Here is a 12,435-nt window from a genome sequence, read left to right on the forward strand (position 1 = left end):
CTCCTCATTTGATTAAAAATCATGAATTCAGTATAAAAATTTGACCAAGTCATAATTATTGGTTAAATATTCCAGTTTTACGCTCTCTTTTGTTTTTTTATTCTAAAATTTACTGCACTTCTATTGACCATTTTTTGAACTGGGCTTATTGTTTGGTGTTAATGTGGTGCACAATTCTTGAGAAGTTGCCGCATATGTTCCAATCTATTTACTAATTTCAGGGTCTAAATCTATTGGAACGCTTCTTGCTTTTTGAAAATAACGATAAACACAAAACGAGTAGGAGCTATACAATGTCAAACGCAGTTGTTAGAAAAACGCTAGTCTCTTTGGCAATCGCTGGTGCGGTGACGACGGCACAAGCGGATGTGGTAATTGGTGTTGCTGGGCCTCACACAGGTGCTTATGCAGCCTTTGGGGCACAGTTATGGAATGGCGCTTCTGCTGCCGCTAAAGCAATTAACGATGCTGGCGGTATTAATGGTGAAATGATTAAACTTATTAAAGCCGACGATGCGTGTGAGCCAAAGCAGGCTGTATCCGTTGCTAACCGTTTGGTGGACTCCGATGAAGCTGTGGCTGTTGTGGGTCACTTCTGTTCATCTTCTTCTATTCCTGCTTCTAATATTTATGAAGAAGCAGGGGTTCTTCAAGTCACTCCAGCTTCTACAGCGCCTGGTTTAACTGATCGTGGTTTGCCAAATGTATTCCGTGTCTGTGGCCGTGATGATCAGCAAGGTGATGTTGCTGCTACCTACATTGTGGATGTTCTAGGCGCTAAGAAAGTCGCTGTTATCCATGATAAAGACACTTACGGTAAAGGTTTGGCCGATGCAATGAAGTCGAGTCTTAATGCGTACGGCGTTAAGGAAGTACTTTATGAAGGTCTGACACGTGGTGAGAAAGACTTCAACGCGTTGGTAACTAAGATTCGTTCTGTTGATGCTGATGTAGTTTACTTCGGTGGTCTTCACTCAGAAGCAGGCCCTTTGGTTCGTCAAATGCGTGAGCAAGGTCTAACAGCGAAATTTATGTCAGGTGACGGTATTACATCTTATGAATTTGTATCAGTCGCTGGCTCGCCTAAGTATGTCGATGGCGTACTTATGACGTTTGGTGCTGATCCGACCTCTTATGCTGAGGGTAAAGCTGTTGTTAAAGAGTTCCGTGACTCGGGTATTGAGCCAGAAGGCTACGTAATGTACTCGTATGCTGCAATGCAAGTAGTGGCAGAAGCTCTTCAAAACACAGACCTAGACCCAGTAAAAGCATCCGACTGGTTGCACGCAAACAAAGTAGAAACCGTTATGGGAACGAAAGCGTTTGACGAAAAAGGTGATTTACTTGTTTCTGACTACGTAATGTATGAGTGGGACAAGAACGGAACATACAACATGTTAGGTATGTAACTGTCTAATATTCTCGCTTAACCGCCGATTAGTCTTCAAAGGCTAATCGGCGTGCTTTTCTGCTTTTCTTCCCAAGAGGTTTTTGATGGATATCATTCTCCAGCAGCTAGTCAATGGGCTTTCCCTTGGTTCTGTATATGGACTTATCGCGATTGGGTACACCATGGTTTATGGAATCATAGGCATGATTAACTTCGCGCATGGCGATGTTTACATGGTGTCCGCGTATATTACTGCAGTAGCAATTGCTCTACTTTCTTTTTTCGGAATTGAATCTTTTCCGGTTATTATTTTTGGCACGCTGATTTTTACCATTTTCGTGACCGGTGTATACGGGTGGGTGATTGAGCGTATTGCCTACCGTCCGTTACGCGGTTCTAGTCGATTGTCTATTTTGATCTCGGCAATAGGCATGTCCCTTATATTGCAAAACTATGTTCAGCTTAGCCAAGGAGCGAAGCAACAAGGTGTGCCGACATTACTGTCAGGGGCAATTAGGTTTGATATTGGCGATGGTTTTGTGCAAATCACGTATATGAAGTTGTTCATCCTTTTTGCTTCGTTTATCGGAATGGCTGCCTTAACGTACATTATTCAAAAAACGAAGCTTGGACGCATGTGTCGTGCGACTCAGCAAGACCCTAAAATGGCATCAATATTGGGAATCAATACAGACAAGATTATTTCAACAGTGTTTGTTATCGGTGCGACCATGGCTGCATTAGCAGGTGTGCTTGTAACGCTAGATTACGGCGGCTTTGACTTTTATGTTGGTTTTATCATAGGTATCAAAGCCTTTACTGCCGCTGTATTAGGTGGAATAGGGTCTCTACCTGGGGCAATGCTCGGAGGCATCATACTTGGGTTATCCGAAGCGCTATTTGCTGGACTGGTAAGTTCAGATTATAAAGATGTGTTTTCTTTCTCATTGCTTGTGGTCATATTGATTTTCCGTCCAAGCGGCCTTTTGGGTAAACCTGAAGTGGAGAAAGTATAATGAGCCAAGCTGCAACAGGTATTGATATTAAAAAGAGTGCAATCGATTCTGTATTAGCAGGTTTGATTGCTTTGGTAGTCTTTGGGCCTATTGTTGGGCTTGTGCTCGATGGATTTGCGTTTAACGCGGAACCTAAGCGGTTATTTGCGATCGTCGCAGTGGTTATGGTTGGACGATTTCTCGCTTCTTGGTTTTTTCAATCAACGAAAGGTCGAGATTTCCTATACAAGCATACGTCTAAAGATGAGGGTGTTCATGTATTGGCTCCCGGTCATAAATCTAAGTTAAAGTGGATTATTCCGCTGACCATTCTCATTGCGTTTGCTGTTCCATTCATTGCCTCAAAGTATGTATTGACGGTCGTTATTCTAGGACTGATTTACGTTCTGCTAGGGCTGGGGCTAAATATTGTAGTTGGCCTAGCGGGGCTGTTGGATTTAGGTTTTGTTGGGTTTTATGCCATTGGAGCCTATGGTTTAGCGCTTGGTTATGAGCATCTTGGTTTGGGGTTCTGGTCTATGTTGCCTATTGCTGCAATCGTTGCCGCTATATTTGGTGCCATATTGGGCTTCCCAGTATTAAGAATGCATGGTGACTATCTCGCTATCGTAACATTAGGCTTTGGTGAAATTATTCGTTTGGTATTAACCAACTGGACTGACTTAACACACGGTCCAAACGGTATGAACGCACCGCTGCCAACCTTTTTTGGTTTGGAGTTTAAGCGACGCGCGAGTGAAGGGCATGTGCCATTCCACGAATTTTTTGGTCTTTCTTACAGTTCTGCCTATAAGTATATCTTCATCTATCTGGTTTTGTTGTTGGTTGTTTTAGGCGTTTTATATGTAAAAAAACGCCTAACTCAAATGCCAATTGGCCGTGCTTGGGAAGCGTTGCGAGAAGATGAAATCGCGTGCCGCTCTCTTGGTCTTAATCACGTTTTAGTTAAGCTTTCTGCTTTCATGATTGGAGCATCAACAGGTGGGCTTGCAGGTGTTTTCTTTGCAACCTATCAAGGTTTTGTGAACCCTTCTTCGTTTACTTTTTTCGAATCCGCTCTGATTCTTGCCATTGTCGTACTCGGCGGTATGGGATCAACGCTTGGAGTGGTCATTGCCGCATTCGTGCTTACTGTTGCGCCTGAATTGCTTAGGGAATTTGCTGATTATCGCGTTCTCGCATTTGGTATATTGATGGTGTTAATGATGATTTGGAAACCTCGCGGATTGGTTCGTATGACCAGAATTGGAGTTTCAGCGCGAGAGGGGAATGTGAAATGAGCCAAGAAAGTATTCTAAAAGTGGACAACTTAGTCATGCATTTTGGTGGTATTAAGGCGCTAAATGACGTGAACTTTGAAATAAAGCGTGGCACTGTTTCTGCGTTGATTGGTCCTAATGGTGCCGGAAAAACAACAGTATTTAATTGTCTTACGGGGTTCTATAAAGCAACAGGTGGCAACATCATGCTTAATGCGAATGGTAAGGCGACCAGTGTTATTCAGGTACTCGGAGAGTCATTTCAGTTTTCTGATTATTTCAACCCTGTGGCATTTATAAAGCGTCTAAAATACAAAATGTTCGGTGGTTCCCACCTAGTGAACCGAGCAGGGCTTGCGAGAACGTTTCAAAATATCCGCCTGTTTAAAGAAATGTCAGTGGTTGAAAACCTTTTGGTTGCACAACATATGCGGGTTAATCGCAGCATGTTTGCGGGTATCTTGAAGACTAAAGGCTTCAAAAAATCTGAGGATGAAGCGTTAGAACGCGCTTTTTATTGGCTAGGAGTTGTCGACCTTAAAGAGTCTGCTAACCGCTTAGCAGGGGAGCTTTCTTATGGACAGCAGCGCCGCCTAGAAATCGCTCGAGCGATGTGTACGAATCCAGAAATTGTCTGCTTAGATGAACCCGCGGCAGGCTTGAACCCGTCTGAAACCGAAGCGCTGACCAAGATGATTCGGATTCTCCGTGATGAGCATAATACAACGGTTTTGCTGATCGAACATGATATGGGCATGGTGATGAATATTTCTGACTATATTGTGGTTTTGGATCACGGTGAGGTGATTGCGAAAGGTGGGCCTGATGATATTAAGTCTAACCCGAAAGTGATCGCTGCGTATCTGGGAGCGGAAGAAGGTGAAGAGGTGACACTATGACTGCTTTGATGGAGTTCAAAGAGGTTGATGTCCACTACGGGCCAATTCAAGCTCTTAAAAAAGTATCGCTGGAGATAAAAGAGGGCGAAATTGTCACTATGATCGGGGCAAACGGGGCTGGCAAATCCACTCTTTTGATGTCGATTTTTGGACAGCCTCGAATATCTGCCGGACAGATCATTTATCGTGGGGAGGATATTTCCAATAAATCTGCCCATTATGTTGCATCAAATGGTTTAGCTCAGTCACCGGAGGGGCGTAGAATTTTTCCTGGTATGACGGTGGAAGAAAACTTACTGATGGGCACGATTCCTATTGGTATGGATCACGCCGATGAAGACATGCGAAAGATGTTTGATTTATTTTCTCGTCTTGAAGAGCGTCGAAATCAACGTGCATCAACAATGTCGGGTGGTGAACAACAGATGCTCGCAATCGCGCGTGCTTTGATGAGTCGTCCAAAATTACTTTTGTTGGATGAACCAAGCCTTGGATTAGCTCCAATCATTGTTAAGCAAATCTTTGAAATACTGAAAGATGTAGCGAGTAGCGGGATGACCATCTTCTTAGTAGAGCAGAATGCAAACCATGCTCTGAAACTCGCAGATCGCGGTTACGTAATGGTAAATGGTGAAATTCGTATGACGGGCACGGGCGATGAATTGCTCGTAAACCCAGAAGTGCGTGAAGCCTACCTAGGCGGGCATTAGCCTTTCGATACAATCCCCAACCTCTTAAATCATAGGGAGGTTGGGGATTGTCTAATCTCGGAAAACCTTTCCTGTAAGAATGTCTTTTACTTGCGATGGTGATTTGGCTTCACCTAGTGGAGCGTTGTATATCGCGTCTAACGATTCTCCAAAGTAGGCTTTTAGTTCGTCTATATTCATCGCTGGTTCTTCGCCCGCTGGATTCGCCGAAGTAGAAACGATTGCTTGTTCTAGGTGATTGCAAAGGTCAATCACAGGCTGGTGCTGACTTAGCCTAATGGCGACGCTTTGATGCTTTCCCCGTATCCAAGTAGGTGTGACAGTTATATCCGGTACAACCCAAGAGGTCGGAGACTCTGTCAACGATATTAAGCGTTCAAATGAGCGTTCATTAAGTTGATTTTGCCATTGTAACAGTTGTTGTTTATGACCCGTGATTAGGATTAATCCTTTTTCTTCGGGTCTAGATTTAAGCGCTAATATTCTGCGGACAGCGTGTTCATTGTATGGGTCGCATCCTAGCCCCCAAACCGCTTCAGTAGGGTAGGCAATAACACCACCATTACGAATGATTTCAACAATTTCAGAGACGGAAGACGTGATTATCATGGAGTAAATATAAGTATAAAAAACGACGTTTGGACGGAGTTTGTATGCAAAAAGTCATTTGGAAAAGATGACTTTAGATGCTCAGCAGTATTACAAATAGCGTATCTAGATTACACCATAAAAGTGTAATCTAGTCGTTTTAAACGATGTTATCTATCGCTTAGTTGAACGAGTCTATTTTGTCTTTAATTTCTGCAATTTTATTTGCCATTACACGTTCTAGATGTTCAAGTTCTTTTACTAACTCGTCTTTAGTGATTTTAGTTTCTTGCGCTTTTCCAACGATTTGACCGAGTTCTTCTACTGCACGAAGCACAACAAGAGACGGTTCTTGAACCTGACGGTATGTTTGTTGGCCGCCATCTGCTAAAACGGTTTTTGTTGAACGACCAAATTTGAACTTTTTGCTTTTAGGTAACAAAGAGCCTTTTTCTCGACGGTAGTAAACTTTTAGTACGTCGAAGCCACCTTCGTAACGCAAAGTGAATTTATCGATGTCGTCAAAACTGGTAATCCCCATGGATTCTAGTGTCGGATGCATTTTTATACCTATCATAAAATGAGATGAGCGCACTGTTATTTATGTGCTCTATTTCAATTCATTCGTTGAAATGCCCACATTCTGACAGCGCTGGTTTAATCGTGATCAATTTTGAGACGCGACTATAAACTCAATTTGTAGGGCATGGCAATGGTAAAAGCAAGGGAGTGTGTTGATATGGAGCAAAAAAAGCACAAAATCAAAGGAAGTTCTCCCATGACTTGTGCTTTTTAGATTATTTACTGATCAATAGTAACTTGATTAGGTAATTAGATGACTTTTAATCGTCATCTTGATCGCTGTTATCAATGCCTAATTCTTTGATTTTCCGTGTGAGCGTGTTACGGCCCCAGCCTAATAGAAGTGATGCATCACGGCGACGGCCAGCCGTGTGTTTTAGGGCTGTTTCGATCATGATGCGCTCGAATTTCGGTACGACTTGGTCAAGAATGGCTTTCTGACCACTGGCTAGAGTATCGTCTACCCAGCTTTTTAGTGCATCTTCCCAAGATCCAAACGGTTGTTCACTTGGCGTAGTGTTAAGCAGCTCTGGTGGTAAGTCTTCAATAAGAACTTCTCGACCTGATGCCATTACGATCAACCAACGACATGTGTTTTCTAATTGTCGAACATTGCCGGGCCACTCTAATCGACTTAGGTAGCTTTCGGTTTCAGGTGTCAGCGTTTTCGGTTCGACGGCCAATTCTTCTGCTGCGCGACTTAAAAAGTGACGAGCGAGTTTTGGAATGTCTTCTCGACGCTCTGCCAATTTAGGCAAATGTACACGGATGACGTTTAAACGGTGGAAAAGATCCTCACGAAATGAGCCTGTCTCAACCAAACCTTCTAAATTTTGGTGTGTTGCTGCGATAATTCGAACGTCAACTTTTACAGGAGTGTGACCTCCAACTCGATAGAACTCACCGTCAGCAAGCACTCGAAGTAACCGTGTTTGGGTTTCCGCAGGCATGTCGCCGATTTCATCAAGGAACAGTGTGCCACCATTTGCTTGTTCAAAACGACCTCGTCGTTGGGTGTTTGCTCCCGTGAATGCGCCTTTCTCATGCCCAAATAGTTCTGACTCGATTAAATCGTGAGGAATCGCAGCCATATTGAGTGCAATGAAAGGATTGGATGCACGCGGACTATGACGGTGCAGTGCTTGAGCAACTAATTCTTTACCCGTGCCTGATTCACCATTAATCAAGACCGTAATATTTGAGTTTGCCAATCGGCCAATAGCACGGAAAACCTCCTGCATAGCAGGCGCTTCACCAATAATTTCTTTATTAACGTCTTCGTCTTCTTCAACGACAGCGACTTCAGGTTCGGACGGCATTGATTTTTTATGATGAATAATAGCCCGTTTTACGAGGCTTACGGCTTCCTCAACATCAAACGGTTTAGGCAGGTATTCAAATGCCCCACCTTGGTATGATGCAACGGCACTTTCTAAATCAGAATGTGCCGTCATGATGATGACGGGAAGGTAAGGGTGCTCAGTTTGAAGTTTGTTAAGCAGCGTTAGGCCGTCCATTCCTGGCATACGTATGTCACTGATGATAACGCTTGGCTGTTCTTTATCGAGTAATGTAGTAAGGGACTCAGCGGATTCAAACAATCGACACTGAATGCCTTCTTGTTCAAGTGTTTTCTCTAAAACCCAGCGTATTGAACGATCATCATCTACTATCCATACGGTATCTTGGGGCTGCATTAGTGTTCCTCCTTCTCGACGCATTGCGTCTCAATGGGTATTAGTATGTTAAATTCGGTTTTTTGTGGCTGGCTGCTGCATTCGATAATGCCACTGTGCTGATGAATTGAAGATTGAGCAATCGATAGCCCTAACCCAGTTCCATCTGCCCGGCCACTTACCATTGGATAAAAAAGTGATTTCATGATGTGCTCAGGGATGCCAGGCCCATTGTCAATAATGCTAATTTTGCACACTAAACGATGGCGATTCGCACCTATCGTAAACTGGCGTAATGTACGTGTTATCAATTTTATCCTTCGATCATCATTCTCTGGTTGAGAGAGAAGTGCTTGCATGGCGTTTCGGATAACGTTCAACAGCGCTTGAATTAATTGCGATTCATCTCCAATCATTTCTGGAATACTTGGATCATAGTCACGATCAATGACGATTTCTCCGTTGGACTCTACATCTATAAGCTGTTTGACTCGCTCAATGACGCGATGAATATTAAGTTCTTTTTTCTGCGGTAATTGACGTGGCCCAAGCAACCTGTCAACTAAATCACGCAGCCGGTCAGATTCTTCAATAATGACTTGAGTATAATCTTTTAAGGCTTCGTCTTTGAAAGCCCGACCAATGAGTTGTGCCGCTCCGCGAATACCACCCAATGGATTTTTAATCTCGTGCGCTAAACCTCGAACGAGCTCTTTGCTGGATTCGTGATTAGCGATTAAGTCATCTTCCTGTGAGATGCGTTTTACACGATCGCGCGCGTGCAATTCAATAATAAGGCTTTCAGTAGTGTTAATGGATCCCATTACGGGTGTCACAGTGTAATCACATACAACAGCTCGGCCATCAACTAACGTGATTTTGGCTTCGCGTTTGGTAAAAGGATGTCCAGATTCGATTGCTGATTTTAATGCTAGAACACTGCTCTCATCTTCAGAGAACGCAGCGCCAAGGTCTTGCCCATAAATACGTCGACGACTAACGTGCAGAAACATCTCTGCCGAAGGGTTAAGGTATTCAATTTTCATCTCGCTGTTTAACTGCAGCACGGCAGTAGAAAGATGGTCGATCAACAAACTATGCACGAAACTTTGCCTCTTTTAGATCGTCGTACTTTTGAGTCTCATGAAGACAGGTTATTACTAACTGCAAAAAACGAACCAACATTGGGCACAAGGAAAACCTTATGATTATAGAGATTTATCATAACCATAATAGATTGAGTGAACCATAATGGTGCGAGTTTTTATTCTGTGCTTTTATATGGGCAAAAAAAAGCCCTGATAATGATCAGAGCTTTTCGTGTGTATTTCTAGGTTGCTTGATTAGACTACAAGCAACTCATTCGAAAATTAAACGCTGTAGTAAAGTTCAAACTCAATTGGGTGAGTTGTCATGTTAACGCGTTCAACTTCTTCAGATTTCAGAGCGATGTAACCATCGATCATGTCATCAGAGAATACGCCGCCTTGAGTTAGGAACTCGCGATCTTCGTCAAGACACTTAAGTGCTTCTTCTAGGCTACCTGCAACCGTTGGGATTGCAGCAGCTTCTTCAGCAGGTAGGTCGTAAAGATCTTTATCAGCAGCATCGCCAGGGTGGATCTTGTTTTTGATACCGTCGATACCAGCCATAAGCATTGCAGAAAATGCTAGGTATGGGTTAGCAGTTGGATCAGGGAAACGTGCTTCAATACGCTTACCTTTAGGGCTAGCAACGTAAGGAATACGGATAGAAGCAGAACGGTTACGAGCAGAGTAAGCTAGCATAACTGGCGCTTCGAAGCCTGGAACAAGACGCTTGTAAGAGTTTGTAGAAGCGTTTGCAAAAGCGTTGATTGCTTTAGCGTGTTTGATGATTCCGCCAATGTAGTACAAAGCCATTTCTGATAGGCCAGCGTACTGATCACCAGAGAATTGGTTTACGCCATCTTTCCAGAAAGATTGGTGAACGTGCATACCTGAACCGTTGTCACCAACGATTGGCTTAGGCATGAAAGTCGCAGTCTTGCCGTAAGCGTGAGCAACATTGTGTACACAGTACTTAAGAATCTGAACTTCGTCCGCTTTTTTAACAAGCGTATTGAATTTAGCACCGATTTCGTTTTGACCTGCAGTCGCTACTTCGTGGTGGTGTACTTCAATTTCAAGTCCCATTGTTTCCATAGCGCCACACATTGCGCCACGAAGATCGTGATGAGAATCAACTGGTGGTACAGGGAAGTAACCGCCTTTAACGAATGGACGGTGACCCATGTTACCGCCTTCGATTTTCTTGTTAGATGCCCAAGCTGCTTCTTCTGCATTGATTTCTACAGAACAACCAGACATGTCAGCTTTCCAGCGAACATCGTCAAATACAAAGAACTCAGGTTCTGGGCCAAAGAATGCAGTGTCGCCAAGACCTGTAGATTGCAAGAACTCTTCAGCACGTATTGCAACAGAACGAGGATCACGATCGTAGCCTTGCATTGTAGCTGGCTCGATAATGTTACAACGAACGATAACTGTAGGTTCTTCAGTGAAAGGATCGATAACAGATGCGTCGTCTTGAGGCATCATAATCATGTCAGATTCATTAATGCCTTTCCAACCAGCAATCGAAGAGCCGTCAAACATTTGACCGTTTTCGAAAAACTCTTCGTCAACGGTTGATGCTGGGATAGAAACGTGTTGCTCTTTACCACGGAAGTCGGTGAAACGTAGGTCAACCCACTTAGCGTCGTGCTCAGCAATCAAGGCAAGAGTCTTGTTTGACATAAATGTTCTCCAAAATGGTTTAAATGAAATCAATTTTCGATTTGGGTACGAGTGCTTCAAAAAGAAGCATTAATTGCCAAACAATAAAGCATAAGCCATGCCAGAATGTTGGGCAAAAAATTAAGTTCTTAAAAAACAATGCCTTACAAAGTTGCTGTATGAAAAATGCACACTTAGCCAGCAGGGATTCAGCCTTAAATTCTCTTTTCTGCTTTATATTGGTGCAATAATGGTCTTTGCGTTTATTTTTGGTGCAAAAATATATTTTGTCCTGTCTGCCTTATTCATTATACTGTGCGCCTTTTTTGAACAACTGTTAGACAGACTACCCAATGAAATTCATAGTTAAATTCTTTCCTGAAATAACCATTAAGAGTCGACCTGTGCGTAAAGCTTTTATAAAGCAACTTCGTCACAATATCCGCCTCGTGTTGCGCAATTATGACGATGACGTTGTCGTTGCTGGTAATTGGGACTTTATAGAAGTACTGTCGGAAAAGGATGGTCTGCGTGAAGGCTTTACCAATGCTCTATCTAATATTGCAGGTATCGCACACTTTCAATACGTAAGAGAGTTCTCTTTCACCACGTTAGATGATGTTGCTGAAGAAGCGGCTAAAACCTATGGTGACGCAATCAAAGATGCTGTTTTTGCTGTACGTGTTCGCCGTGTGGGTCAGCATGACTTCTCTTCGGTAGACGCAGAGCGACATATTGGTGGTTGTTTAAAAGCCCGTTGTGGTGCGCTAGCGGTTAGACTGAAAAACCCTGAGGTGCTTGTTCCAATCGATATTCGTGATGATCGAGTGTGGATTATCGAACAACGCGTTGAAGGTTTGGGTGGCTACCCAATTGGCTCGCAGGATTCTGTTCTGTCCCTTATTTCTGGTGGTTTTGATTCAACTGTCAGCTCTTACCTAACAATGAGTCGTGGTTTAAAAACCCATTTTTGCTTTTTTAATTTGGGTGGCGACGCGCATGAAATCGGCGTTAAGCAAGTATCTCATTACCTTTGGGAGAAATACGGCTCAAATATCAACGTTAAATTTGTCACCGTCCCATTTGAAGACGTAGTGGCAGAAATACTCACAAAAGTAGATAACTCTGAAATGGGCGTTATCTTAAAGCGCATGATGCTTCGAGCAGCATCTGAAGTTATGGAAGGCTTAAACGCTAAAGCCCTTGTGACAGGTGAGAGTGTTGCTCAGGTTTCGAGTCAAACACTGATAAACTTGAAAGTGATCGATCAAGTGACAGAAAACTTAGTCATTCGACCGCTTATCACAATGAATAAACAAGACATTATTAATAAATCCATTGATATTGGAACTGAGCCGTTTGCGGCGAGTATGCCAGAGTACTGTGGCGTGATTTCTGTAAAACCTACCACACGTGCAAAAATGCATCGTATCGAACGTGAAGAAAACAAGTTTGATATGTCCGTATTGGAAAACGCAGTAAACAGTGCTCGTGTTGTTTCAATTCAAAACGTAATGGATGATGTCGAAAAGCAATATCAAGGTGAAATCCCTGTCGTG

The 12,435-nt window shown here is 43.1% G+C and carries 11 protein-coding genes; 6 read left to right on the forward strand and 5 right to left on the reverse strand.

Annotation, left to right across the window (positions count from 1 at the left end; translation table 11 throughout):
* Window positions 1-293: 293 nt before the first annotated feature.
* The 5 genes from DFP79_RS07635 to DFP79_RS07655 all read left to right on the forward strand — a co-directional run bounded on the left by DFP79_RS07635 (window position 294) and on the right by DFP79_RS07655 (window position 5,274).
* Window positions 294-1,409 (forward strand): branched-chain amino acid ABC transporter substrate-binding protein, encoded by a 1,116-nt coding sequence (locus tag DFP79_RS07635; protein WP_133503347.1) that lies wholly within the window; start codon window positions 294-296, stop codon window positions 1,407-1,409.
* 85 nt (window positions 1,410-1,494) lie between these two features.
* A complete protein-coding gene (locus DFP79_RS07640) occupies window positions 1,495-2,406 on the forward strand; it encodes an ABC transporter permease subunit (RefSeq protein ID WP_133503348.1) in 912 nt (303 codons plus the stop codon).
* Window positions 2,406-3,686 carry a high-affinity branched-chain amino acid ABC transporter permease LivM gene (gene livM, locus DFP79_RS07645; RefSeq protein WP_133503349.1) on the forward strand — a complete coding sequence of 427 codons (1,281 nt, stop codon included), beginning with the start codon at window positions 2,406-2,408 and terminating at the stop codon, window positions 3,684-3,686. The genes DFP79_RS07640 and livM overlap by 1 nt, the downstream gene beginning before the upstream one ends.
* Window positions 3,683-4,564: an ABC transporter ATP-binding protein gene (locus tag DFP79_RS07650; protein WP_133503350.1), complete on the forward strand. Its 882-nt coding sequence runs from the start codon at window positions 3,683-3,685 to the stop codon at window positions 4,562-4,564. Before livM ends, DFP79_RS07650 begins: the two co-directional genes overlap by 4 nt.
* Window positions 4,561-5,274, forward strand: coding sequence for an ABC transporter ATP-binding protein (locus DFP79_RS07655; protein WP_133503351.1), 714 nt, complete (start codon window positions 4,561-4,563; stop codon window positions 5,272-5,274). Before DFP79_RS07650 ends, DFP79_RS07655 begins: the two co-directional genes overlap by 4 nt.
* 51 nt (window positions 5,275-5,325) lie before the next feature.
* Here the strand turns inward: DFP79_RS07655 and tsaC are convergent, their stop codons facing one another.
* The 5 genes from tsaC to glnA all read right to left on the reverse strand — a co-directional run bounded on the left by tsaC (window position 5,326) and on the right by glnA (window position 10,897).
* Window positions 5,326-5,883, reverse strand: coding sequence for an L-threonylcarbamoyladenylate synthase type 1 TsaC (tsaC, locus tag DFP79_RS07660; RefSeq protein ID WP_133503352.1), 558 nt, complete (start codon window positions 5,881-5,883; stop codon window positions 5,326-5,328).
* 160 nt (window positions 5,884-6,043) lie between these two features.
* Window positions 6,044-6,424 (reverse strand): DUF3461 family protein, encoded by a 381-nt coding sequence (locus DFP79_RS07665; RefSeq protein ID WP_133503353.1) that lies wholly within the window; start codon window positions 6,422-6,424, stop codon window positions 6,044-6,046.
* Window positions 6,425-6,704: 280 nt separating this feature from the next.
* Window positions 6,705-8,141: a nitrogen regulation protein NR(I) gene (ntrC, locus tag DFP79_RS07670; protein ID WP_133503354.1), complete on the reverse strand. Its 1,437-nt coding sequence runs from the start codon at window positions 8,139-8,141 to the stop codon at window positions 6,705-6,707.
* Window positions 8,141-9,223, reverse strand: a complete 1,083-nt coding sequence (gene glnL, locus DFP79_RS07675) for a nitrogen regulation protein NR(II) (protein ID WP_133503355.1) — start codon at window positions 9,221-9,223, stop codon at window positions 8,141-8,143. The genes ntrC and glnL overlap by 1 nt, the downstream gene beginning before the upstream one ends.
* Before the next feature lie 267 nt (window positions 9,224-9,490).
* Window positions 9,491-10,897: a glutamate--ammonia ligase gene (glnA, locus tag DFP79_RS07680; RefSeq protein ID WP_133503356.1), complete on the reverse strand. Its 1,407-nt coding sequence runs from the start codon at window positions 10,895-10,897 to the stop codon at window positions 9,491-9,493.
* 332 nt (window positions 10,898-11,229) lie between these two features.
* On the opposite strand from glnA, the gene thiI reads away from it, so the two are divergent.
* On the forward strand, window positions 11,230-12,435 hold a 1,206-nt coding region (thiI, locus tag DFP79_RS07685; protein ID WP_133503760.1), incomplete at its 3' end, for a tRNA uracil 4-sulfurtransferase ThiI.

It is taken from the genome of Marinomonas balearica, assembly GCF_004362145.1.
Classification (GTDB): domain Bacteria; phylum Pseudomonadota; class Gammaproteobacteria; order Pseudomonadales; family Marinomonadaceae; genus Marinomonas; species Marinomonas balearica.

What these genes read in the sequence shown, in the direction of transcription:
- DFP79_RS07635 (WP_133503347.1), top strand. Translation starts at nt 294, where the DNA reads ATGTCAAACGCAGTTGTTAGAAAAACGCTAGTCTCTTTGGCAATCGCT.
- DFP79_RS07640 (WP_133503348.1), top strand. Translation starts at nt 1,495, where the DNA reads ATGGATATCATTCTCCAGCAGCTAGTCAATGGGCTTTCCCTTGGTTCT.
- livM (WP_133503349.1), top strand. Translation starts at nt 2,406, where the DNA reads ATGAGCCAAGCTGCAACAGGTATTGATATTAAAAAGAGTGCAATCGAT.
- DFP79_RS07650 (WP_133503350.1), top strand. Translation starts at nt 3,683, where the DNA reads ATGAGCCAAGAAAGTATTCTAAAAGTGGACAACTTAGTCATGCATTTT.
- DFP79_RS07655 (WP_133503351.1), top strand. Translation starts at nt 4,561, where the DNA reads ATGACTGCTTTGATGGAGTTCAAAGAGGTTGATGTCCACTACGGGCCA.
- tsaC (WP_133503352.1), bottom strand. Translation starts at nt 5,883, where the DNA reads ATGATAATCACGTCTTCCGTCTCTGAAATTGTTGAAATCATTCGTAAT.
- DFP79_RS07665 (WP_133503353.1), bottom strand. Translation starts at nt 6,424, where the DNA reads ATGCATCCGACACTAGAATCCATGGGGATTACCAGTTTTGACGACATC.
- ntrC (WP_133503354.1), bottom strand. Translation starts at nt 8,141, where the DNA reads ATGCAGCCCCAAGATACCGTATGGATAGTAGATGATGATCGTTCAATA.
- glnA (WP_133503356.1), bottom strand. Translation starts at nt 10,897, where the DNA reads ATGTCAAACAAGACTCTTGCCTTGATTGCTGAGCACGACGCTAAGTGG.